We start from the raw sequence: 22,706 nt of genomic DNA, 5'->3' as shown, positions 1-22,706 counted from the left end.
TCGCGCCACGTCGCCTCGATGCCGGCATCGCCGTGCCCCACCCCATCGTCGATGTTGAGCAAACCCGCGCCTGCTGACATCCTGACACACGTGAGCAAAGACTCAGCCAAGGCCACCGCATTTCTCATCCGCGCGTTCTGCGCGCCCACACAGGACGCGGAAGCCACCCGATTCGTCCGTGCCTTCGGGCAAGCGCGCTATCTCACGCGGCTGGAGACGGACCCCTCCGTCGATGCGGCCTACGGAAGCACCGCGAGCCGATTTCGCAGCCGGTGGAGGACCCGCGTCCGTCGCGACGCGCGCTTCATCGCGGCCCTGGGCAATGCGCCCATGCCGGACGTCACTCGCGAGGACTCGAAGCGCGTCGCCACGGTGGTGAACGTGCTCAGGTCGCTAGAGAGCCCCGCCAGCAGGGCGCAACTCAGAGACCATTTGAGGGGAAAGCGCCCGTGCGCGACCGCTGGATTCGGGGTCCTTTCGGACTGGAGCGGCCCCCGCGTCGAGTACGCGCTGGACGTCCTGTGGCAAGCGGCCATCACCACGGCCCCACGGCGACCGGGCCTCAACATCGACGACCTTCCCGCCAACGAAAAGCAGGTCCTCGACGATGCGTCCGCCGCCTGGCTGCGCGCGGGAAGCAAGGCCTCGGCGGCTCCCGCGGGAGCCAGGCCCAAGCCGCGCGCTCAGCCCCCGGAGTTCTCCATTCCGCGTTGGAAGGAGAACATCCGAAGCATCGACAACCGCGCCTTCGCTGAGGCCTGGCTCGACGCCGCGAGGCACAATCGCAGCGCATCGACGCCGATGGGCATCGCACATGCATTGTCCGCGGTGGCCCCTCATGCGGTTCCGCCGGTCGCGCTGCTCAAGCGCAGGGGCAAGCTCGTTGAACCGCACGGCATCCTGAGGCACGTCGTCCTGCATCCCGACAGCCGCTGCCGGAGAATCGTCTTCGCGGCCCTGGGCTCCTTCAAGAACACGCCCTTTTTCCCGCACTTCAAACGCGTCCTCGAGGACGGCACGGGCGAGGACCGCGTCGTGGCCTTGGCCGGTGCCCTGTTGGTCAGGCCCGCGGACAAGCGCGGCGAAAAGAGCCTCTCGACGTGGCTGAAGGACGCGGACCCTGCCCTTCTTGCAAAGGCGCACGCCTTCCTTCGGCGTCATCACCTGGCCTGAGCCATCAGCGCCAAAGGCTGTCGCCGCCCCTCTCGTCACGAAGAGATGAGCGACCCCTCCTGCGCGGCGGCATACAGCGCGTCCACGTCCAGCACCTCGTCCAGCGGAATGCTCACATCATCGTCGTCCTCGTCCTCCAGCTCGACTTCGAGCAACACCGAGGCCGGGAGCAACCGCTTCAATCCCACGAGCTGCGCGGGCGTGACTTCCTCTTCCACCACGAGTCCGTCCACGGACTTCACGTCGAGCGAGCGCCCGAGCTGAAGGACCGTCAACGGAGCCCGGAGCCCTCCGCGTACCACGAGCGGCTCCGGGTCATTGTTGGCGAAGACAAGCTGGGACGCCTCGAGTGCACCACGCACACGGAGCACCCCCTGGACATTCGCGACCTGGCAGCGGAGCGAGCCGGCAATGACCGCGGCGCTCCCTACGTCTCCGTCACCGAACTCGCCCCCTACCTCCACGTCCCCCGCGACAATGAGGATGCCGCGGTTCAGCACGTCCTTCTCCACCTGGAGCCCGCCCGGGACCAGACGCACCTCCCCCTCCCCCACCTCCAGCGATTCAAGCTGCTCCACGGCATCAGGCGCCTGGAGCGTCCGAGCCCACAGCCAGGCCGCCGCCTCCAGCAGCTCACCCTCGGACTGATTCGCGCGCGTGAACAGCGCTTCCAATGCTTCGCCCCTCGCGTCGGCCAGGAGGTCGCGAAGCAGTGGCACCTGCCCCTTCAGGGCCGGAGGCATGACACCGACGTCGCGGTGCAGCGCGGACTGCATTTCGTCCAGATTCGACATGGTGGCGGGCACGCTATCACTCCAGGAGCCCGTCGTAGCCCCTACCTCGCACTGGAGCCGAGATTGCGGCGTTCAGAGACGGCCGCGGACAGGAGCGTCTCCCGCCCGCGGCGCCAGGCACAGTCGTCAGCGGGCCGTCAGTCCTTGACGACCGTGGTGATGGTCAGCGGCGTCGGGGTCCCGATGAAGCTCCCGGTGGTGTTCGTGCAAGGCATTGGCACCTGCGAGAAGTCCGCGGCGTAGTAGCCATAGGTGGAGTCATTGCCCTTCTCGTAGAACTCATGGCCATCCGGGAGGACCACCTTCCAGACGTAGTTGATGCTCGTGTACTGCGTGGACGACCGCGCCCGGATGACGCCCGTCACCTTCGTGCCCCAGTGGTACGGCGCCACGGCCGGGACTTCGACCGTCTGCGGCGCCGGAGCCCAATCAAGCGTGCTGGGGCCACCAGACGTTCCGCCCCAGCCGTAGATGAGGAACACGCGGGTTCCCCAGGGCAGGTCATCATTGCGGTACGTGAGGGTGACTTCCGCCTGAGAGGTGCTGAAGTAGCCACACGTATTGAGCACCGTCCGCGCCTGCACCCACTGCGCTCCCGCGAGGGCGGAGGTGGAAGTCAGCAGCAGGGCGAACACGAGCGCGTGACGAGAAATCCGGGACATTCGTAGACTCCAGGGAGAGGTTTGACAACCCTGCCCCTCTACCAGAGCCAGAGGCCCGCGGCTCAGCTCTCCGAGGACAGTCGGGAGATGGCCTCCACCACGGAGCCGGGCACGGACGTCTCGCCGAAGAAGCGCGAGAGCTCCGCCTGGGCCTCGCGTGCTTGCGTCGCGGTGATGCGGCCCTCGCGCTCCAGCCTCCCGATGATGGCGCCAGCCCGGATACGGAGGGTCTCGGGCTTCTGGGCGGGCAGCCAGCGCCGTGGAGCAGGCAACATGCCCGCGAGCATCGCGCCCTGTGCCACCGTGAGCGCCCGCGCCGAGGTGTCGAAGTGCTCGCGCGCCGCCGCCTCGATGCCATACACGCCCTCGCCCCACTCAACCACATTCACATACAACGTGAGGATGTGCTGCTTGGACAGATGGGTCTCCAGCTGGCGGGCGAGCAGCAGCTCCTTGGCCTTGCGCAGCAGGCTGCGGTCCGTGGAGAGGTAGAGGTTCTTGGCCAGTTGCTGGGTGAGCGTGGACGCGCCGCGGCCCAGGCGCGCCTTTCGCACGGATTGTTCGAGGGCGTTCTCCACCTCAATCCAATCCACCCCCTCGTGCTTGTAGAAGCGCGCGTCCTCGGAGGTCAGCACGGCGTCCACCGCGTGCGGCGCCACCGCGTCCAGGGACACCCAGGCCTGACGTACCCGGGGCTGCGTTCCCGCCGCCAGCGCCTCCTCGGCCCGCTGCGTGATGAGCGCGGTGGTGCGCGGGTTCTGCGTCCGCAGCGCGCGGACGTCGGGCAGCCTCACGTACTCCACGCTGAGCCAGACGACGAACAGCAGCCACCCGACAAACAGCCAGCGGCCCCAGCCCGGACTGGGAGCCTTCCCCACGGCGCGCCGGGCGCCGGCGGGGAGCTGCTTCGTCTTCTGCGTCCGGGGGGAGGCGCCACGGGCGGAGGGCGGACGGGAGGCCATCGGTATGCACACCTCTGCCCCGGTCCACGCCCCCTGTCCAGAAGACGGCCAGGAAGGTACGCGGCGGCCTGTCTTGAGTAGGATGCCAGGTTCAATGTCAACTCTTCGTACCGCGCTCGGCGCGGGAGTCCTCTTGGTGGGCCTGGGCGCCGGGCTCGCCGTGACTGCTTCACGGCCCCAGCGGAGCGCCGAAGTCGAAGCGCGCATCGCGGCGCGCCAGGAGCCCGTCCTGACACCTGCCCCCGGCCCCGCGCCGAAAGGGCTCCCCATCGTGACGCCAGCCGGGCGCGAGGTGGGCAAAGTCCCCCAAGGGCATGTGGATGGGGTGGCGCTGCGCTCGCTCCTGCTCCGACGTCAGTTCGAGGAGCTGACGCTGGCGGTCGAACAGCTCCAGTGGGGCATGGAGTCGAACCCTCGGGACGAGCACTGGATGACGGACGGCATCCTGGCGCTCGGCAACGGCTCCTCCGAGTCGACGGAGCTCCTCGACGCCTGGGTGAAAGCGTCGCCGCGCTCCTTCGCGCCCTACCTCGCGAGGGGGACCCACTGGGTGTCGGTGGGCTACCTGCGCCGAGGGGGGAAGCTCGCGGCGGCGACGGCGAACGAGGAGTTCGCCGGGATGCATGAGGCCTTCGAGCGGGCGGTGCCCGAGCTCCTCCGAGCGTGGTCGCTTCACCCGAAGGCGGTCGCAGCGGCGCGGCCGCTCATCTACGTGGCGAACGCGCTCGGCGACGACGAGACGCGCGAGCAAGCCTTCACCCGCGCCATGGAGCAGTGCCCCACGTGTGTAGATGTCCGCGCCGTCTATCTCCACGGACTCGCCCCCCGCTGGGGCGGTACCTACGAGAAGATGGACGCCTTCGCCGAGGCACAGCGCCTCGCGAACCCCGAGCTGGGCTTCCTGCGTGGCTTCGCCGATTTTGACCGCGCACACGACCTGGCCGTCCAGGGCAAGCACGACCAGGGACGGGTCCTGCTCACCCAGGCGCTGTCAGCCGGCGACTACTGGGAGTTCAGACTGGCTCGGGCGAAGCAACTGCGCCGCACCAAGGCCCTGGACGCCGCGCTGGAGGAGGTGAACCGGGCCGTGGCCCTGCGCCCCGCTCGTGCGTCCGTCTATTTCGAACGTGCTCGGATTCTCTCCAACAGCCGAAAGTGGGAACCCGCGGGCAAGGACCTCCTGCACGCCCTGCGGTTGGACGCGACGGACTCGGAAGGACGCGCCCTGCGGGACCACGTGGTGAAGGGGGTCATCTACGACGGCTGGGAGGCGCACAAGGCCGGACGCCGCGAGGAGGCGCTGGGCCTGCTGGAGCTGGCTGGAGAGCTCGCGCCAGGCAACCCCGAGGTGGCGCGGCGGCGCGCGTGGGTCGTCAAATCCCCTCAGCAGGCGGCGGCACAGGCCGACGCGCAGCAAGGCGAGGGGGCGGAGGACTTCCGCACCGTGCAGCAGCGGGACTACGCCCTGGCGCGCGAGCGGCGCTTCAAGGAGATCCTCCCGCTCTGGGATGCCTTCCTTGAACGCAATCCCGACCACGGGCTGGCCTACATGGAGCGCAGCGGGACGCACTACCACCTGCGAGACCTCAAGTCCGCGCTGTCCGACCTGAAGAAGGCGTGTGACCTGGGCGTCAACGAAGGCTGTGCCCGGGCGCGCCAGGTCGAGCGCGCCAGGGCCGCGGGCCGCTGAGGCGCGGCAGCCCCACACAGCCGCTCCAGCGACAGGGCAACGACAGGAGGCGCCTCGCCCTCCTCCTCCTGCTGTTTCCCCGCTCGGCGTGCGGCACCGCCGCTCAGAGTTCGTTGAGGATGAGCAGGCCGCGCACGGAGTCGGCGGCGTACACGTACCCGTCGCCGGGCACTCGGATGCCGAAGGTGCCCTCGAAAAGGTTGTCCGTGCGGCCGGGGTCGCTCTCTCGGAAGGTGTTGTAGTGCGCCACCTGGCGCGGCTGCGTGGGGTTGGACACATCCAGCACGCGCACGCCCTCGTGGTACCAGGCGATGTAGAGCAGGTGGCCCTTCAGAATCAGGTTGTGGATGGACGTGACGGGGCTGAGACGGAACTCGCCAATCTTGACGATGTTCGCCGGGTCCGTGACGTCCAACACGCGCAGGTGGGCGCCATTGAATTCAGTGCCCTCGAAGGCGATGGTGCGCCCGGCGAAGGTGCCCACGGCGCTGTGGTGCGCGTAGGCGTTGAAGCCGTGCACGTACTGGCCCAGGTGCCGCACGTTGTCGAGGTCGGTGACGTCCATGATGGAGTAACCACCAAAGGCGTTGCTGACGTAGAGCCGGCCCTCGTAGGCGAAGGCGTCGTGTGCGCCCCCCACGGAGAACTCGGACGGCACGGTGATGCGCTGGAGCAGCACGGGCTCCAGCGGCGAGGTGACGTCATGCACGAAGGTCACCTCGCCGGGCGACATGGCATAGAGCCGGTTTCCATCCACCAGCACGGTGTGCGCCCCGTACTGCCCCGCGGGCAGGTGACGCACGTACTCCGGCTGTGAGGGGTTGGAGATGTCATAGACGACGACGCCCGCGCTGTTGCCGGCGATGTAGAGGGCATCTTCCTTGGCCCACACGCCATTCCAGCTCGAGTCCCCCGGCAGGCTGATGGAGGCCTTGAAGAGGGGGTGCGCCCTGTCACTCACGTCGAAGACGGTGAGCCCGCCGTTCCTGGTGCCAGCGAAGTCATTGATGGAGACGACGTAGGCGTGGTCCTTCGTGACATAGACGTCCACGGCATCCCCCAGTGCGACGGGGGACTCGGAGATGAGGCGCAGCCCGCCGGAGGACTCGCCCTCGCCTCGCTGCGAGGGCATGCGCTGGGCTTCAAAGGTGCCGGCCCGGCTGAACCTGCCGTTGGTGCAACGGGCGTAGCAGCCCGTGATGATGCCGGGTGAGGGCACCTGACAGCCGGCGAGCGCGGTGACAGTGACGGCCCCGTTGAACGGACTGGTGCGGCTGCCAACGACGAAGAAGCTCCCGCCGTCCGTGCTCCGCGTCAGCAGCGGCTGGCCGTTGAGCGTGTCCGTCCCTCCGTCGGAGAAGAGCTGGTAGCTGGTGAAGTCGGGGACAATCTGGGTCCCTCCGTCAGACAGCAGGCGCTCACCTCGCATGTCGACCAGGTAGACGCCGTGCTGCGCCACCTGGGCGAGCGCCTCCGGTGAGCACTGTGAAACGTCGTAGCGCGACAGGTCATCACACCGGAAGGTGGTGGGGTCTCCCTGCGGATTGAACTCGCATGGCGAGAAGCGGCCCCGGTCAATCCAGTCACCGTGTTCCTCCAGCACGGTGTAGCCGCCATCCCACGGCGCCGCCGCGCCCGCATCGGGAGTGCCGGAGTCGGTCGTCCCCGAGTCCTCGGGAAGCCAGGGGCCTGCATCAGGAGTGGAGTCAGCGTCATCGCAGGCGGAGAGCGTGGACAGCAACAGGACGCAGGAGGAGAGCAGCACCAGGGACGGACGCAACACGGACGGCATCGTGGACCTCGCGAGAAAGGCCTCCCACGCGCGTGGGGGCCATGACTCAAGCGGCCTGACGCCCTGATCCCCTCATCAAGGCGAGAGATGGTTGCGGCGTGGAGGCAAGGTCCGCCCACGAGCCCGGCCCCGGGGGAAAACGCCCCGGGCGGCCCTGGCCTTGCAAGACGCCCGGCACGGTGATGGGGCAGCGAATGGACCACTGACAGGTGGTCCACTCGGTGCGGGAACACGCGGCGTCGCCGGGGACGGAGCAGCGCGCTCTCTACCAGGTGTGGTAGCAGGCGTTGTTGCAGTTCGTGCCGTTGCAGAGCGCGAGGTCGGCGTAGTTGTGGCAGGCGGGGACGGTCAGGTCCGACATGGTGTAGCGGGTGATGATGTCTCCGCAGGCAATCACGTCGTCCGTCGTGCCCGAAATGCCGGTCACTGACATGGCGTTGGAGACGTACGAGTCGCCGCTCGCGGGCAGGCCCTCGGTCCACCGGCCCATGGTGACGCGCTTGGCGGCGGCGGCCGGAGCGACCGTCTCTCCGAGCTTGACGTTCCACATCTGTCCAGGGGTGAGCTGCACGCTGTCAGCCGTCGCGCCTCGGTTGAAGTTGAAGGTCACCGGCCCATTGCCCGCGCAGTTCAGCACGGCGAAGTGCATGGAGTGCCCTGGATGATTGAACGACACGTTCGAGCTCCAGTTGGTGGCGCGCAGACGGACGCGCGTCGCGGTGCCCCGAACCCTGTCGCAGGGGAGCAAAGCAGGGGAGCACTCGTCGCCGTCCTGACTTCCGAGCGGGAAGTCACAGTCCGGGGAGTTGCAGTAGTAGTCGCTCGTGAAGGCCGTGTGGATGACCTCCTGGCTGGGGTCCCCGCAGGTGGCGTCCCCATAGACGAAGGCAGCCCAGGCGCTGTTCGAGGCAGAGCAGCCTCCGGCGAGCGAGCGAGGCTCATCGGGGAAGGTGGTTGGGAAGGCGGAGAGCTCGGCCTCGTTCTGCCACCGGAGCTGCGCGCGCTCACCCGCATCCATCGTGGCGAGCGCGCGGGCCGCCAGGGCCGAGGGCAGCGCCTGCCCCTCGGGCGCCACGGCCAGGAACACCTCCGCCGCCGAGTGTGTCTGGAAGAAGCGAGGGGCCACGAGTGGACGCTGCGGATACTGGGCGATGACGGCCACGTTGACCTCGCCCCTGTCGCCCTCGAACCAGAGCACCTGGCTGTCAGCGTTCCCGATGCGGGCAATCTCGCGCGGTCCGGACGACTCGGTGGGCGCTGCCCACACGGGGGATGCCCCCAGGAGGCAGAGGGCACCAGTGCAGGCCAGCGCTCGGAATGAACGGGGAGATGTCATAGCGGGGACTCCGTGAGGAAGGACGGCGTTCATTCGCCGTCACACCCCTGAACGGAGCCGCGCCCCGATTTCCCTCACCGAGAAACGCAGACCCCTGGCCGCGGGCGTGTCGCTACTCGAAGAGCGAGAGCTGCCCCAGCGAGCGCAACGCTCCCGTCGTCTCTTGCGGAGTTGCCCGCACACGGACCTGTGACACAGGTGTCGTGCCCGCGAGGTCCACTTCCATGAAGGACTGCACCCCGGCGCCGTCGAGCAGGTTGGCCAGGGGCATCCACTCGGCGCCGTCCGCGCTTCCCTCCAGCACCAGCTCGCTCATGGTGCCCGACACCCCGAAGTTGCGCAGCACGGCCTTGCGCGGCACCACCGACCGCGAGAGCTGCACGGCGACCTCCCGGACTCCGTCCTGGAAGAGCACCAGCTCACCGAGGTCGCCGTTGGTGATGGGACAGGGCGTCTCGGCGTTCAGGTAGGTGCACGCCGCGCCACGGCTTGCCGGGACGAGGGCGCGGCGAGGCAGGACAACATCATCGCTGGAATAGGTGATGCCGACCGTCACGCCCCCCGCATTCGCCTCGCGCGCGGTCGTGATGGAGGCCTTGAGCCCCTCCGCATCCTCGAGGACGTAGTCGCTCAGGAGGACCGGCGAGGAGACCTTGAGCACCTGCCAGGCCTCCCTGGCGCCCGACGGGTGGAGGTACAGCACGTGTTCATCGCTCCCAGCGCCGTGAGTGGCGGACAGCGGACTGAAGCCCACGCTCACCCCCTGCGCCTCCGTGGTGGCCGTCAGCGTCCCGGTCCACTCCTGGAAGACGGGCAGCGCGACCTCCGCCTGCTGGATGAGGAAGAAGGCCGAAACGCGCCTTCCCTGGGACTGCACGGGCGAGCGGGCCACGAAGCAACGCGCGATGCTCCCGTTGCGGGTATCCGCCCCCAGCAGGTCGAGCTCGAAGGTGCCATCGGCGCGGGTCTTCACCGACCTCCAGCTCGCAGAGAAGGCAGCGAACGCGCACGAGGAGTTCTCGCTGCGGTAGAGCTTCAACTGCGTATCCGAGAGCGGCGCGCCAGCCTCGTCAACGAGCCGCCCGCTCAGGACGATGTCCAGGTCCTCCTCCACCTTGCTCTCGGTACAGCCGCCCGACATCGCCAGCACACCCAACGTCAACGTGCGCATCCATCGCATGGGAACCTCCTTCATCGGTGAGCCGCGATGTCACTGCAAGACCGGTGCGAAGCCCCCCTCCCTCTGAGGACGGGAGCCCGGGCCGGTCCGTTCCTGACAGTGGCGTCCTGGCGCGTCCGCTACGCGGGTGCAACCGCCGCTTCGCAGCGCGCTCCGCCTGGAAATTCGTCTCCCGCCCCCAATCACGCCACAGTCTCTTGCATTCCCCTGCTCCACCGCCCGACTTGTGGAACCCCCATGACCTCGAGGAGGACCTCACGCCGGGCGACAAGCACCGCGCGTCCTTCTTCGGCTGGAGCCAGGACGGCGACGCCTTTTACGTCCTCACCAACGAGCGCGACGCACGCCTCCAGGACCTCTACCGCTACGATGCGAAGACCTATGCCCGCACCCTGCTCTACGCGGGCGATGCCGAGCATGTGCCTGGCGCGCTGTCTCCGGACGAGAAATGGCTGGCGCTGGAGAAGTCACGGGCGCTGTCCGACAGCGACGTCTACCTCTACGAAGTCGCCACCCAGCAACGCCAGCACCTCACCGCGCACACGGGTCGGCCAGCTGGAAGGCGGCGACCTTCGACCCGACGTCCTCCGCGCTGTACCTGCTCACCAATGAGGGCTCCGAGTTCGCTCGCGTGGAGCGCCACGTGCTCGCCACCGGGAAGCGCGAGCTGGTGGAGAAGCTGAACTGGGGCTGGAGATTCCGGCGCTGCTCTACAAGCCCCATCAGGCCACCGCGAAGCAGCGCGCCCCCGCCATCGTCTTCGTCCATGGGGGACCGGGAGGACAGTCCTCCAAGGGCTACAGCAGCTTCTTCCAGTTCCTCGTCCACCATGGCTACGTGGTGCTCGCCGTCAACAACCGGGGCAGCGAGGGCTACGGCAAGTCGTTCTTCGCGGCGGATGACCAGCAGCACGGCAAGGCGCCGCTCCAGGACTGCGTCGAAGCGAAGAAGTACCTGGCCGCCCTCCCCTACGTGGATGGCGCGCGCGTGGGCATCCTGGGGCCCAGCTATGGCGGATACATGGTGCTCGCGGCGCTGGCCTTCCACCCCGACGTCTTCGCCGTGGGCGTGGATGCGTTTGGCATCTCCGACTGGCTGAGCGCGCTGCGAGAGCTCCCGCCCCACAAGGAGGCCCTGCGCGAGGCGCTCTACCAGGAGCTGGGCAACCCCCAGACACAAGAGGCGATGCTTCGGGAAATCTCCCCGCTGTTCCACGCGGAGAAGATTCAGAGGCCCCTGCTCGTCATCCAGGGCGCCAACGACCCGCGCGTGCCCAAGGCCAAGACGGATGCGCTCGTAGAGACCCTCCGGGAGAACGGGGCGCCCATTGACTACTTCGTCCTCCCCGACGATGGCCATGGCTTCAGCAGCACGAAGAGCGAAGCGGAGACCTCCGTCAAAATCCTCTCCTTCCTGGACCAGCACCTCCGACGGTGACCCTGAAGCCGCGCGCAGGGGTACGCACCTGTGCAACTGCTTGCAACCTTCAGGTCAGAAAATGCGATGATGGCCCGATGAAATCGGCATTCAAGGGTGAGCAGGCGAAGGCCGTGCTCTCCCGGTGGCACGACCATTTCCGAGGGCGCCTGCGGGTCCCCACGGAGAGCCGGACGGTGCGGACCCGCGTCGGTGACACGCATGTGCTGGTGGGCGGCCCAGAAGCCGCACCCAACGTGGTCGTCCTCCACGGCGCGCTCGCGAGCTCCGCGCACGTGCTCCACGAGCTGGCCCCCCTGCTGGAGCGATTCCGGCTTCACGCGGTGGACGTCGTCGGCCAGTCAGTGAAAAGCGCGGATGTGCGGCCCTCGGTCGCGAACAATGAATATGGCGAGTGGCTCCGAGACGTCCTGGATGGGCTGGCGCTCCAGCGCCCCCATGTGGTGGGTGTGAGCTGGGGCGGCTTCGTGTCCATCCGGCTCGCGGCCATCGCGCCCGAGCGCATCGACAGGCTCGCCCTGCTCTTCCCCGCGGGCGTGGTGAATGGCTCTCACTGGGACGGGCTCACGAAGGTGGCCCTCCCGATGATGCTCTATCGGATGTCCCCATCAGAGCGGCGCCTGAAGGCGTTTGTCCGACACCTGCTGACGACCACGGATGACGACTGGGCGCCGTTCCTCGGCGACGCCGTCCGCGCATGCAACATGGACATGCGGGTGCCCGCGCTCGCGAAGCCGGAGGAACTCGAGCGGCTGAAGGCCCCCACGCTCGTCATGGCCGGAGATGGGGATGTGAGCTTCCCCGGAGAGAAGCTGCTCACCCGCGCGAGGGTGCTCTTCCCCACGCTCGCCTACCAAGAACTCATCAAGGACTGTCACCATTGTCCGCCAACGACGGATGCCTTCCGGCAATGGCTTGCGGGGCGCCTGGGCGACTTCCTGCGAGCGAGCTGACGCGCTTCCCCGCACGGGCAACGCCCAGCCGATGAGGAGGCGCCGAGAGTGATTGCCTGACCGACCGGGCGGGCGTCTGCGTTCCCTGCTAGACTCCAGGTGAAGCGACCTTGGGGGTGACGCAATGAGATACGCGGAGCCAGAGTCCGTCGAGGCCGCGCTGTTGGCCCTCAACGCGCATGAGGATGCCCGATGTCTCGCGGGCGGGGCCTCGCTGGTGGCGATGATGAACGCGGGTCGCATCGCCCCCGAAATGCTGGTCAGCCTCCACCGAATCCCAGAGCTGTTCACCATCACCGAAGCCTCGGACGGCATCTGGCTGGGCGCCATGTGCACCCACCGAACGCTCGCGGCCGACACGCGGCTGGGCGGGGCCATGGAGGTCGTGCGCGGCGCGGCGCGGCAGCTCGCGCATCCGGCCATCCGCAACATGGCCACCCTGGGCGGCTCCATCGGGCTGGCAGACCCACGGACGGAGCTGCCCGTGGCGCTTGTCGCGGCCTCGGCGCTCGCGGAGGTCGCGGGCCCCCATGGCCGGCGAGCCGTCCCCGTTGAAGCACTGTTCGTGGACAGCCACCGCACGTCCCTGCAACGCGGTGAGTTCGTCACCCGCGTCTTCCTCCCACGAGGCGCGGCCGGAGCCATGGGGCACCACCTGCGCTTCAGCCGCGTGGCCGCTGACTACCCCACGGTGTCTGTTTCACTGGTGCTCCACATGGAGGGCGACACGTGCCAGCAGGTGCGCGTGGTCGTGGGCTCCTGCGCGCCCGTGCCGCTCCACCTTGACGCAGCGGACCAGCGGCTCATCGGAACGCGGCTGGAGGCGGAGGACGTGGCCGGTGCGGGAGGCCTGCTCGCCCAGGCCGCGGCGCCCATCGACGATGTTCGCGGCTCGGCGGAGTACCGGCGCATGTTGATTCCGCGTCTGCTCGGCCGCGCCCTCTCGCAGGCCCGGGAGCGCGCCCATGTCTGACACGGTCTCCATCTCACTCACCATCAACGGCGCGGAGCACGCGCTCACGCTCTCCCCAGAACGGACCTTGCTGGACGTGCTGCGCGAGGACGTCCGCGCCACGGGAACCCGGAGAGGGTGTGACGAGGGGAGCTGTGGTGCCTGCACCGTGCTGGTGGAAGGCGTGCCCGTGCTCGCCTGCCTGTCGCTGGCGGTGACGCTGCCCGGCCGCGCCATCACCACCATCGAGGGCGTCAGGAACGGCCCGGAGCTCCACCCCGTCCAGCAGGCGCTGGTCCGGCATGGCGCGGTGCAGTGCGGCTTCTGCATGTCTGGCATCGTCCTGGCCGCGAAGGCGCTGCTGGAGCAGAACCCGTCCCCGTCCGTGGACGAGGTCCGCCAGGCGCTCGGCAGCAACGTCTGCCGGTGCTCCGGCTATACGCGCGTCGTGGAGGCGATTGCCTCGGTGGGAGGTCGGCCGTGAGCGACGACGACAGGCCGGAGCCCGCGCCGGGCCCCGTGGGCGAGGTCCTGGGGCAATCGGTTCCGAAGCCGGATGCACGCGAGAAGGTGACGGGGCGCGCTGTCTATACGGAGGACCTGTGCGTCCCCGGCATGTTGCATGGCGCCCTGCTGGGCAGCCCGCATCCCCACGCGCGCATCCTGTCCTATGACACCTCGCGCGCGCGGACCTTGCCGGGCGTGCGCGCCGTGCTCACGGCGGAGGACCTGCCTCCGCACGACATCGGGCCCGCCATCAAGGACCAGCCGGTGCTCGCGCGAGGCAAGGTGCGCTACGCAGGCGAGCCCGTGGCCGCCGTCGCCGCGGTCGACCTCCCGACGGCGCGCAAGGCGCTCGGGCTCATCGACATCCAGTACGAGGTCCTTCCCGCCGTGTTCGACGCGGAGGAAGCGCTGCGCCCGGACGCGCCCGTCCTGCATGCGCCACGCGGCCCCGGTCATCCCAACGCCGCGTCATACATCCGGCTGATCGAGGGCACGCCGGACTCGGTGTGGGCGCGGTGCCACGTCGTCGTCGAGGACGTGTACGAGACGCCCGCGCAGCAGCACATCTACCTGGAGCCGTGCTCGACGCTCGCGGAGGTGGACCCCGACAGTGGGAAAATCACCCTCCACACGGCCACCCAGTCCGCGTTCCGGGTCCAGGCCGTCACCGCGGAGGCGCTGGGCGTGCCCATGTCCCGCGTGCGCGTGCTGGTGCCGCGCGTGGGAGGAGCGTTCGGCGGCAAGGTGGAATCCACCAACCAGCCCATCACCGCGGCGCTGGCGATGGCGGCTGGCGCACCGGTCCGGCTGACCTTCTCGCGCACGGACGACATGAAGATGATGCGCTCGCGCCATGGTGCCCGCATCTTCATGCGCACGGGGGCGACGCGGGACGGCCGCATCCTCGCCCGGCAGGTGCGGATCCACTTCGACACCGGGGCCTACGCGGATGACGGCCCCTTCGTGGCGAACATCGGCAGCTACTTCGCGCGCGGGCCGTACCGGATTCCCCATGTCGACGTGGAGTGCTGGTGCGTCTACACCAACAAGCTCCGCGCCGGAGCGTTCCGCGGCTTCGGCAATCCGCAGATCCACTTCGCCAGTGAGGTGCAGGTGGACCGGCTCGCCGAGGCCTTGGGGATGGACCCCATCGCGCTACGGCTCCGCAACGCACTGGAGACGGGCGAGAAGTGGCTGGGCGGCGCGCCGGTGGAGAGCGGGACGCTGCGGGCCTGTCTGGAGCGGGCCCGGGAAGTCTCGGACTGGGCCCGACGGCGGGAGCGGGCACCCACGGCCCCTGGAAAGCAGCGGGGCATCGGCGTGGCGGCGGTGAGCCACGTGTCTGGCTTGCTGGGCTCGAGCGCCACCGTTCGGCTCAACGAGGACGGCACCGTCACCGTGAACACCGGTGCGGTGGACACGGGACAGGGCTCCGACGTGGCCCTCACGCAGGTCGCGGCGGGCGCGCTGGGGCTGTCGATGGAGCAGCTCAACTTCAGCCGCCCGGACACGGATACGTCTCCGTATGACTGGTGCAGCGGAGGCACGCGGACGACCTTCACCGTGGGCCGCGTCATCACGCAGGCCTGCGAGCAGGTGCGCGCGCAGCTCTTCGCACACGCCAGCGAGCTGCTCCAGCGTCCGGTGCGGCGCTTGGAGCTGAGGCCCGGCGGCTTCGTCGGCGTCCGGGACGAGCCCGGGACGTCGGTCTCCTTCGCCGCCATCGCCGGGCGTGCGCTCTACGTCGAAGGCGGGCCCATCATCGCGTCCGCCCGCTACCTGTATCCCGCGTGGCAGCTCGACACGAACCGGACCCAGGTCGAAGGGCTGCCCTTCATGGGCAACGGCTTCTTCGTGTTCGCGGCGCAGGTGGCCGAGGTCGAGGTGGACGAGCTGACAGGCCACGTCGAGGTGCTGGAAGCGTGGAGCGTCCACGACGTGGGCCGGGTCATCAACCCCGCGGCGACGGAGGGACAGGTCCAGGGTGGCTTCGTCCAGGGCCTGGGCTACGCGTTGACCGAAGAGCTGGTGTGGAACGAGGGCCAGCTCGTCAATCCCACCATGGGGGACTACAAGGTCCCTGGCGTGCTGGATGTGCCCGTGGCCCTCCACGCCGTGCTGCTGGAGCAACCCTTCGGTCCAGGGCCGTTCGGAGCCAAAGGCGTTGGCGAGGTGGGCCTGGTGGGCGTGGCCCCCGCCATCTGCAACGCCATCCGGCATGCCACCGGGGCGCAGGTCCGACAGCTCCCCGCCACGGGGGAGCGCGTGCTGCGCGCGTTGATGGAGCGGGACTGACGCCCTCCTTGGAGCGGCGTCATGACATTTTCCTGAATTTCATACTTTGCTAGCTTCCCTCGGTTCGTCGGGACTCACCCGGCGCCCGATTCGAGGGAAGCATGCTCAAGCTCTTGTCGTCGGCGGTGCTCAGCCTGTTGGTCACCCTGGGGATTCTCCCCGACACCGCGTCCGAGACGGAGGCGCTCGCGGCCACGACCGTCACCGTGGCGACGCACAACACCCTGCGTGGGCAGGCGACGTTCAGGCCGCTGGCGGACATCATCGGCTGGCAGGAGGTGGAGAACGCGGTAGCGCACAACAAGCTCGAGACGCTCGAGAACTACAACCACTTCCGGCCGGGCGCGGAGCGGCTGGCAGCGCGGAACTCCATCGCCATCTCCTGGCGCAAGAACAAGTTCGACAAGACGGGTGACGGCTCTCGGATGACGCACGGTGGCACGGCAGGCGAGACTCCGTCACGCTTCGTGAACTGGGTCGTCCTGAAGCACAAGACGACCGGAGCGAAGCTGGCGTTCATCAACACCCATTACATCTCCGGCGCGTGGAACGGCAGTCATCCGGACCGCCAGGAGCGCTGGCGCACCCACAACACCGTGGTGCGAGAGGTCGTCGCCGAGCTCCGCGGCCGAGGCCTCCCGGTCGTCCTGCTGGGCGACTTCAACCGCCAGCTGTCGCAGGACATCCCCGGGATGAATCACCTGCGCACGGCGGGCGTCGCTGGCGTGCCCATTGACCAGATCTACGTCAGCCAGGGCATCGGCACCGGCCCCGCCGAGCGCCTGGAGAAGTACGGCTCCGACCACTTCGCCTACACCGCGACCGTGCAGTTCTGAGCCTCGCTCACGGCCGCGTCAAGGCGCCTTGCGCTGCTGGCTCACGAGCCAGTTCTGCGCGTCGGAGCGGCTCCAGAACGAATCCCAGCCGCTGTGCCCGCCGCTGGGATTCACGGTGAGGAGGAACTCGCCGCTGTAGCCAGGGCACTGCCGCAGCAGCGGCTGGAACCCCGTGGTGGCATTGGTCCACCGGTGGACGGAGAAGGTGCCATCGTCCGCATTGCCAGAGGCCCAGATGGGGAAGTCATCGAGCTCGCACACGTCCGCGGGCGTGGGCGGAAAGTAGGCAATGGGCATCCCCCCGGCATACGTCGAGCGATACTTCTTCATCTGCTCATTCACGCCGCTCCCGCCCGAGGACAAGCCCGTCATCGTCACCCGGTCCGGGTCGATTTCGTACTCGCTCAGCGCCTGCTGGACGAGGGTGTGCGTGGCGTCCACCTGCCACCAGGTGTCTAGCGGGGCGCCCACGCGAGGGCCGTTGGGCGCGATGACGACGCCAGGGAACGTGTCGACCAGCGGCTTGCCGGGCGTGAGCTGCCGGATGAAGCCCTCTGGATTCGCCCCCACCTGGGTGTGGTCTCCGTTGAGCGTGGAGCCGCCTCGGCCATGCAGGGAGAGCACGAGGGGGTACTTCTTGCCGGGCCTGGTGCCGTAGTCCTTGGGCAGGAAGACGGCGGTGTCATAGCGCCCGCCGCGATTCCACACGTGCAGCTTCCCCGCGCGCGGGTCCGGTGGCGCGCTCTCCGGGAGCACGGTGATGCGCACGATGTCCGAGCCGGTCGCCCCCTGATTGTCCGTGGCGGTGAGCCGGAAGACGTACACCCCCGCGACCAGGTTGCTGGCGGTGGCCGAGGACGCGGTGGCGCCCGTCAGCGTGGCCGGAGACGGCCCCGAGACCTGGTCCCAGAGGTAGTGGGTGACGGTGCCATCGGTATCGCTGGCCGAGCCCTGGAGCGGCACCGAGTTGACGGGCAGCGCGAGGGTCGTTGCGTTGCCCGCGAAGACCAAGGGCGGCTGGTTCGCGAGCACGGAGCCGAAGACCTGAATCTCACGGACGCGGCACAGGTTGTCGTTCGTCGCGAGCTTGCACTGGAGCCGCACGTACCGGGCATTCACGGGCTGCGCGAAGGCGAGCGTCCGGACGTTCTCGGTGTTCCCGGTGATGGCGCCGCCCGGGACGACCTGATGGCTCGCGGTGTTGCTCGTCCGGGACATCACGTCGAAGTCGACCATCCGCCCGTAATTGCTATCCCGGCTGACGTACAGGGTGATGCGCTGCACGCCATGCACGGCCTGAAGGTCCACCTCAATCCATTCAGGATTCGAGGGAAGGGGCGAGACAGCCGAGGACCAACGGTCCGACGTGTTGATGATGCCGTTGAAGGCCTTCTCCGGTGCAAACTGCGTGGGATAGCCGACGGCATGTATCGAAGATGCCGATGAAGGCCTTCCAAAAGCGACGTTGGTCGCTTGCGCCTGGGCGGGAACAGCGAGTGACAAGGCCAGGAAGCACAGGGCTTCCGTCAGGGTGCGGAGACTCCAGCGCATGACTCACCTTTCATTGAGAGGGACGCCGAGTCTGACAACGCGGAGGCATCACTTCATGCAAAACGCTAAACACCTAAATTTCATGTACCGCGACCGCCCGTCATGGCGGCCCGACGCTTCGATTCCGAGGTAAGCTGACACCATGGTTCCGCTGATCGACCGGGCTTCGCTGCCCCAGGAAGCGCGCTCCGCCCTGGAAAAGGAGTTGGCGTCCCTCACGCTGCTCCAGGATGTGGTGCGCTGGGGCTTCGCGAGCGCGCCGCCGCGCGATGTCACGGAGGTCATCGTCCAGGACGAGTTCACCCACGACGTGGTGATGCCGTGGATGGAAGGCAGCTACCTGGTCTTCGACACGACCTGACTGGGCGGAGTCACTTCGGTCTCCGTGTGGGACCACCGCCCCAGCGCAGATGAACTCCTCGACGCCCGGCTTGCATCCGGCTGGGCGCCGACGCCGACGAGCACCGTCGACGGCGACGTCATCCTGGGCCATGCCGCGTGCAGAGCGCCGCTTCAGTTGCCCTGACAGCCGGCGCCCTTCTGCACCGTCACGTCTGCTCGCTAGTCATGGTTGCCGGTCCCACCTGCAGGGGTAGAGGACCTGCTCGCAGCCGGCGGCGTGGGCAGCAACGCTCCGGCGGTGGCCGTGCCGAACATGCGCCGGAGGTGGTCTCCGTAGAGGGTGAGCGTCAGCAAGCCGATCACGACAATGAATGAGAACGCGGCCGTCACGGTCACCGCCGTGCCGAGGAGCGTGGCCGCCTCCTCTCGCTGCTGGCTCCAGATGCGCCGACAATCACCCGTGACGACGGTCCCATCCGGCCGGCGGTAGAGCCGGGCACAGACATTCCCACCGGGCTGGAGCAGCGCCTCCACCTCGAGCGTGGTCATCTCGCTCAGGTTGTGGACGGAGAGCCTGCAGGCGCCACAGTGCCGGACGCGTGCATCCCCTTTCATGTCCTCCCAGCGCATCGCGCAGGGCGTCGCGATGGTGAGGCGTTCCGTCAGGGCGCGTGTGTCCATGGCGGAGGACATTATGGGACACGGCCTTCCCCAGACATCGGCCACCCGTCCGTAGGACGAATGACCGACCCCCGGGCGACACGGAACCAGGGACGGCGGGTGCTCCGCAGGCGCGGAATGCCCCTCCAGCGGCCGCGCCCGCCGAGGTCAACACTCGTAGACGCCAATCTTGCTGGAGCTGAACGCGGCCACGTCATGCTTCACGCCATCCCGGGAGACGACCATCTCCGTCGGCGTGGAGAGGCTGTGACTCTTCACCGAGGGGTCGAAGCCGGGCTTCCCCGCCAGCTTCGAGTAGTTGAGGTGCCGCGGGTAGGCCGTGTCCCCGGAGATGGCGGTGATGCGCATCTGCGCGAGGTTGCCCTGCCCCGTGCTGCCGCCGTATTCACCAGCGCCCTCGAAGCAGGTCAGGTTGTTGGCCTCGCTGTTGGACGCATACACCACGCCCCACTTCGGGTTGGTGGCCAGGTTGAAGAGGGTGGTGCCCACGCCCGAGTAGGAAGCCGCCTCATGATGGGTGTCCGCGTGCCTCGCGAGTTCGCTACGCCACCCTCCGCCCCCCTGGAGCCACTCACCGAGCGCGAGCTCCAGATGCGCAAGCTGCTCGCACAGGGGGGGAACCCGTGACGGCTGGGCCCGGCCGTGGAATGAACGTTCCTTCCACGCCGCACCGCGCAACCTGACCTGCCGTGCCCCTGCTCCCGGACATGGACAGTTGTCCTCTGGCATGAGAGGCCTGAGGGCGGTTGAATCGGAGCGGCCGCACCACCACACCGTGTGGCAGGCGCGGCGTGGTTCCAGGCCCCAGGAGGAGCATCCGTGCCCGCAGCGACCATCCCCATCGTCGAGACCGAGCGCCTCGTCATGAAGGGGCACAGCCTCGAGGACTACGAGGAGTGCCTCGCGATGTGGAGTGACCCCTCGGTGGTGCGCTACATCAGCGGCAAGCCGTCCACACGCGAGGAGATGTGGTCCCGGCTCCTGCGTTACGTGGGCCACTGGGACCTGCTGGGCTACGGCTTCTGGGTGGTGCGTGAAAAGGCGACGGGCCGCCTCGTGGGCGAGGTGGGGCTGGGCGACTTCCACCGCGACATGCAGCCGCCCCTGGGCGCGGGGCCCGAAGCAGGCTGGGTGCTCGCCCCCGGGTTCCACGGCAAGGGTTACGCCACCGAGGCGGTCCGAGCGGCCCTGGCCTGGGCGGATGCCCGGCTCAGCCCTGAGCGCGTGGTGTGCATCATCGCGCCCGAGAACGCGGCGTCCATCCGCGTCGCCGGCAAGTGCGGTTTCCGGCAGACGGGACAGGGGAGCTACAAGGGAGAGCCCTCGCTCATGTTCGAGCGCCTGGCACCGGTGAAGATGGGGGCTCGGTAGTTCACCGGGGAGACATGACCATGGCCATCACGAAGCACCCAACGCTCAAGCGCGCCATCCAGCCGATGCCCGCGAGTGTCCGGGAAGCGCTGGTGAAGCGCGGGCTCATGGAGGCCTACAAAGCGCGGCCTCCGTACCAGCAGAACGACTATCTCGGGTGGATTGCGCGGGCCAGGCTTGAGGCGACGCGGCAGAAGCGACTCGACCAGATGCTGGATGAACTGGACGGCGGGACGAAGTACATGAACATGGCGTGGTCTGGCGGGCGGAAGTAGCACGGAGCAGCCGGATGACGCCTCACTGCCTGGGTTCCCCCATGTCCATTGACCTGGTCGAAGCTGGGTTCAGGGACAACCCAGCATCCTGCATCCAGTGGATTGACCAGACTGAGCTGAGCATGGCGCAGCGCCACCCCGCCCCCCATCTCAACACGCCGCACGTTCCCGGTAGAATGACGGTCATGAGAGCCCTTTCTACGATACCCGTCGTGGCAATCGCGATCTGCCTTTGGCCGGCTGTGGCGCAGGCCTGTGTTTGCGTCGCGGGCGGGGGTAACCTCCACCACGACCTCAAGGTGGCGCGTGAGCGCGCGAGCGCCATCTACCGGGCTCGCGTCATCCCGGCTCCCGTTGGCCCCTACCTGGGAACCGTGGATGTCGAGGTCCTGGAGGTCATCAAGGGCCCTGTCGTCACGGGCGAGAAGTTCATTCTTCCCCAGGGAGGCGGTGGCGATTGCAGGGTCCGGTTCCGGGGCGACGCGGTGTATCTCATCTACGCTGAACCCAAAGATGCCAGGTTGATATGGCACTGCTCCCGCACCCGGCCAATGCCCTCATTGGATGATGCGGAGTGGGGCTGGCTCACCACGGGGAAGCTCCCTTCCATTCCGGCCGCGGTCCAACGCGAAACCGTGTCCAGCGAGCCGTGCGCAGAAAACAAGAAGTGCACGTCGAAGTGGGAGCCACCAGAAGCGCTCGCCGCGGACCAGTGTCACTGGCGAGCTCCCGACCAGGCCCGCTGCACCTTCACCCGCCCCCGAGTCGCCCTCTCAGAGAACACACCGACGTCACCGCTGCTGGTCTGTCGGCTCGAAGCAGGGCGCGGCGACAGGTACACCTGCACCGTCCAGAAGGCCCCGAACCCAACGCAGGCGGAGTGAGCACCGACGCCCTCCGGACGGACGCGCCGAGCCTCGGGGCGCACCTCACGCCTTCGCGGGCGGTTTCGTCCCCGCGTCCTTCCCCTCATCCCGGCCATGCACGGCCGCGGGCGGACTGGTGGCTTCCACGGCGGAGAAGGTCTCCAGCACCTTGTACGTGTGACTGGAGCCACGCGGCACCAACCACGAGTCACCCGGGTTGAGCAGGATGACCTGTCCCTCGAGGTGCAGCTCGGCGCGGCCCTTCAGGACGAAGCCCACCGTTTCGTAGTCCCTCGTGGTGGCGGGCGCCGGCTCTCCAGGCGGTTCGTCCTCCCACAGCCGCATCGCCAGGCGGACGCCAGACGCCAGGTACTTCTGCCCCATCTCGCCCTTGGGAGAGTGCCGACTCTCCACCTTCTTCACGCTGGTGTCGCCCATGCCTTTGTCTCCGTGGGATGGCGGCGGATGTGCCGCGCCTCTGCCGAGAAGGTAAGGAAGGCATCCAGACGCCGACGGGCACCCGGCGCGGGCCGCCAGCCCGGCGCACCAGGGGCCAGACATGCGAAGGCCCCGCCTCCCTGTTGAGAGACCGGGCCTCGGGCACACTCCAGGGTGGCCTGCGGGTGCTTCAGACGGCGCGGACGTTCTGCGCCTGCAGGCCCTTGGGGCCCCGTGTGACCTCGAACTCCACCTGCTGCCCCTCCTGGAGGGTGCGGAAGCCATCCATGTTGATGGCGGAGTGGTGGCAGAACACGTCCTCACCGCTGTCCTGCGCGATGAAGCCGAACCCCTTGGCGTCGTTGAACCACTTCACGGTACCGATTGCCATGTGACCTTCTTCCTTCTGCTTCGAGGCCGCCGCCAAGGGCTGCCCGATCGACGTGTGCGGAGCGGACACCGCCCCGGCCCCCCAACGACAAACTTCCTGGCGCCTCCTGTCCACCGGGCGACCGCCTTCCGGGCAGGCAGCCGTCCGCCAGCCGACATTCCACGCGCCCTCGCTCCCCCCGCCAGGGCCGAAAGCCGTCTTCTTCCCTTCACGCTCCGGCCC

The 22,706-nt window shown here is 68.3% G+C and carries 24 protein-coding genes; 13 read left to right on the top strand and 11 right to left on the bottom strand.

The window, feature by feature from the left end; genetic code table 11:
- The first annotated feature begins 18 nt into the window (after window positions 1-18).
- On the top strand, window positions 19-1,173 hold the full coding sequence (locus tag HV824_RS12045) for a hypothetical protein (protein ID WP_176423324.1): 1,155 nt from the start codon (window positions 19-21) through the stop codon (window positions 1,171-1,173).
- 35 nt (window positions 1,174-1,208) lie between these two features.
- On the opposite strand, the gene HV824_RS12040 is transcribed toward HV824_RS12045, so the two are convergent.
- From HV824_RS12040 to mtgA, 3 genes are all read right to left on the bottom strand, one after another.
- Entirely contained in the window at window positions 1,209-1,979 is a 771-nt protein-coding gene (locus tag HV824_RS12040) for a hypothetical protein (RefSeq protein ID WP_176423323.1), read from the bottom strand.
- Window positions 1,980-2,104: 125 nt separating this feature from the next.
- The gene (locus HV824_RS12035) at window positions 2,105-2,629 is read right to left on the bottom strand and encodes a hypothetical protein (protein ID WP_176423322.1); all 525 of its coding nucleotides are present in this window, start codon (window positions 2,627-2,629) and stop codon (window positions 2,105-2,107) included.
- 62 nt (window positions 2,630-2,691) lie between these two features.
- Window positions 2,692-3,591 carry a monofunctional biosynthetic peptidoglycan transglycosylase gene (gene mtgA, locus HV824_RS12030; RefSeq protein WP_176423321.1) on the bottom strand — a complete coding sequence of 300 codons (900 nt, stop codon included), beginning with the start codon at window positions 3,589-3,591 and terminating at the stop codon, window positions 2,692-2,694.
- Window positions 3,592-3,685: 94 nt separating this feature from the next.
- On the opposite strand from mtgA, the gene HV824_RS12025 reads away from it, so the two are divergent.
- Window positions 3,686-5,281: a DUF4034 domain-containing protein gene (locus HV824_RS12025; protein ID WP_255207971.1), complete on the top strand. Its 1,596-nt coding sequence runs from the start codon at window positions 3,686-3,688 to the stop codon at window positions 5,279-5,281.
- Between the two features lie 103 nt (window positions 5,282-5,384).
- Here HV824_RS12025 and HV824_RS12020 read toward each other — a convergent pair whose 3' ends face one another.
- The 3 genes from HV824_RS12020 to HV824_RS12010 all read right to left on the bottom strand — a co-directional run bounded on the left by HV824_RS12020 (window position 5,385) and on the right by HV824_RS12010 (window position 9,589).
- A complete protein-coding gene (locus HV824_RS12020) occupies window positions 5,385-7,073 on the bottom strand; it encodes a hypothetical protein (protein ID WP_176420658.1) in 1,689 nt (562 codons plus the stop codon).
- A 265-nt stretch (window positions 7,074-7,338) separates the two neighbouring features.
- Window positions 7,339-8,340, bottom strand: a complete 1,002-nt coding sequence (locus tag HV824_RS12015) for a hypothetical protein (RefSeq protein ID WP_368671029.1) — start codon at window positions 8,338-8,340, stop codon at window positions 7,339-7,341.
- A gap of 181 nt (window positions 8,341-8,521) precedes the next feature.
- Window positions 8,522-9,589, bottom strand: coding sequence for a hypothetical protein (locus HV824_RS12010; protein WP_255207969.1), 1,068 nt, complete (start codon window positions 9,587-9,589; stop codon window positions 8,522-8,524).
- 197 nt (window positions 9,590-9,786) lie between these two features.
- Here HV824_RS12010 and HV824_RS37350 point away from each other — a divergent pair, with 197 nt between their 5' ends.
- From HV824_RS37350 to HV824_RS11980, 7 genes are all read left to right on the top strand, one after another.
- A complete protein-coding gene (locus HV824_RS37350; RefSeq protein WP_255207968.1) occupies window positions 9,787-10,272 on the top strand; it encodes a hypothetical protein in 486 nt (161 codons plus the stop codon).
- A gap of 1 nt (window position 10,273) precedes the next feature.
- Window positions 10,274-11,026, top strand: coding sequence for a S9 family peptidase (locus tag HV824_RS37345; protein WP_306465585.1), 753 nt, complete (start codon window positions 10,274-10,276; stop codon window positions 11,024-11,026).
- Between the two features lie 77 nt (window positions 11,027-11,103).
- Window positions 11,104-11,979, top strand: coding sequence for an alpha/beta fold hydrolase (locus HV824_RS12000; protein ID WP_176420656.1), 876 nt, complete (start codon window positions 11,104-11,106; stop codon window positions 11,977-11,979).
- Between the two features lie 124 nt (window positions 11,980-12,103).
- Window positions 12,104-12,952 (top strand): xanthine dehydrogenase family protein subunit M, encoded by an 849-nt coding sequence (locus HV824_RS11995; RefSeq protein ID WP_176423320.1) that lies wholly within the window; start codon window positions 12,104-12,106, stop codon window positions 12,950-12,952.
- Window positions 12,945-13,415, top strand: a complete 471-nt coding sequence (locus HV824_RS11990) for a (2Fe-2S)-binding protein (protein ID WP_176423319.1) — start codon at window positions 12,945-12,947, stop codon at window positions 13,413-13,415. The genes HV824_RS11995 and HV824_RS11990 overlap by 8 nt, the downstream gene beginning before the upstream one ends.
- Window positions 13,412-15,733 (top strand): xanthine dehydrogenase family protein molybdopterin-binding subunit, encoded by a 2,322-nt coding sequence (locus tag HV824_RS11985; RefSeq protein WP_176423318.1) that lies wholly within the window; start codon window positions 13,412-13,414, stop codon window positions 15,731-15,733. The genes HV824_RS11990 and HV824_RS11985 overlap by 4 nt, the downstream gene beginning before the upstream one ends.
- Before the next feature lie 101 nt (window positions 15,734-15,834).
- On the top strand, window positions 15,835-16,569 hold the full coding sequence (locus tag HV824_RS11980) for an endonuclease/exonuclease/phosphatase family protein (RefSeq protein WP_176420652.1): 735 nt from the start codon (window positions 15,835-15,837) through the stop codon (window positions 16,567-16,569).
- An 18-nt stretch (window positions 16,570-16,587) separates the two neighbouring features.
- Here the strand turns inward: HV824_RS11980 and HV824_RS11975 are convergent, their stop codons facing one another.
- Window positions 16,588-18,120: a discoidin domain-containing protein gene (locus tag HV824_RS11975; RefSeq protein ID WP_176423317.1), complete on the bottom strand. Its 1,533-nt coding sequence runs from the start codon at window positions 18,118-18,120 to the stop codon at window positions 16,588-16,590.
- 142 nt (window positions 18,121-18,262) lie between these two features.
- Here HV824_RS11975 and HV824_RS11970 point away from each other — a divergent pair, with 142 nt between their 5' ends.
- Window positions 18,263-18,481: a hypothetical protein gene (locus HV824_RS11970; RefSeq protein ID WP_176420650.1), complete on the top strand. Its 219-nt coding sequence runs from the start codon at window positions 18,263-18,265 to the stop codon at window positions 18,479-18,481.
- Window positions 18,482-18,681: 200 nt separating this feature from the next.
- Here the strand turns inward: HV824_RS11970 and HV824_RS11965 are convergent, their stop codons facing one another.
- Complete coding sequence (locus HV824_RS11965) at window positions 18,682-19,143, bottom strand: hypothetical protein (RefSeq protein ID WP_217917333.1); 462 nt, start codon at window positions 19,141-19,143, stop codon at window positions 18,682-18,684.
- A gap of 147 nt (window positions 19,144-19,290) precedes the next feature.
- Window positions 19,291-19,632 carry a hypothetical protein gene (locus HV824_RS11960; protein ID WP_255207967.1) on the bottom strand — a complete coding sequence of 114 codons (342 nt, stop codon included), beginning with the start codon at window positions 19,630-19,632 and terminating at the stop codon, window positions 19,291-19,293.
- A 330-nt stretch (window positions 19,633-19,962) separates the two neighbouring features.
- On the opposite strand from HV824_RS11960, the gene HV824_RS11955 reads away from it, so the two are divergent.
- From HV824_RS11955 to HV824_RS11945, 3 genes are read left to right on the top strand one after another with little or no spacing between them, the layout of a single operon-like run.
- On the top strand, window positions 19,963-20,514 hold the full coding sequence (locus HV824_RS11955) for a GNAT family N-acetyltransferase (RefSeq protein WP_176420648.1): 552 nt from the start codon (window positions 19,963-19,965) through the stop codon (window positions 20,512-20,514).
- A gap of 20 nt (window positions 20,515-20,534) precedes the next feature.
- Window positions 20,535-20,789: a YdeI/OmpD-associated family protein gene (locus HV824_RS11950; RefSeq protein ID WP_255207966.1), complete on the top strand. Its 255-nt coding sequence runs from the start codon at window positions 20,535-20,537 to the stop codon at window positions 20,787-20,789.
- Between the two features lie 41 nt (window positions 20,790-20,830).
- Complete coding sequence (locus tag HV824_RS11945; RefSeq protein WP_176423315.1) at window positions 20,831-21,673, top strand: hypothetical protein; 843 nt, start codon at window positions 20,831-20,833, stop codon at window positions 21,671-21,673.
- Between the two features lie 45 nt (window positions 21,674-21,718).
- On the opposite strand, the gene HV824_RS11940 is transcribed toward HV824_RS11945, so the two are convergent.
- Complete coding sequence (locus HV824_RS11940; RefSeq protein WP_176420646.1) at window positions 21,719-22,093, bottom strand: cupin domain-containing protein; 375 nt, start codon at window positions 22,091-22,093, stop codon at window positions 21,719-21,721.
- A 190-nt stretch (window positions 22,094-22,283) separates the two neighbouring features.
- A complete protein-coding gene (locus HV824_RS11935) occupies window positions 22,284-22,484 on the bottom strand; it encodes a cold-shock protein (RefSeq protein WP_176420645.1) in 201 nt (66 codons plus the stop codon).
- Between the last annotated feature and the right edge of the window lie 222 nt (window positions 22,485-22,706).

The sequence above is a fragment of the Myxococcus sp. AM009 genome (genome assembly GCF_013372605.1).
GTDB lineage: Bacteria > Myxococcota > Myxococcia > Myxococcales > Myxococcaceae > Myxococcus > Myxococcus vastator.
Note: the sequence above shows the minus strand (reverse complement) of the source record. Positions and strands in the feature narration are given on the sequence as shown.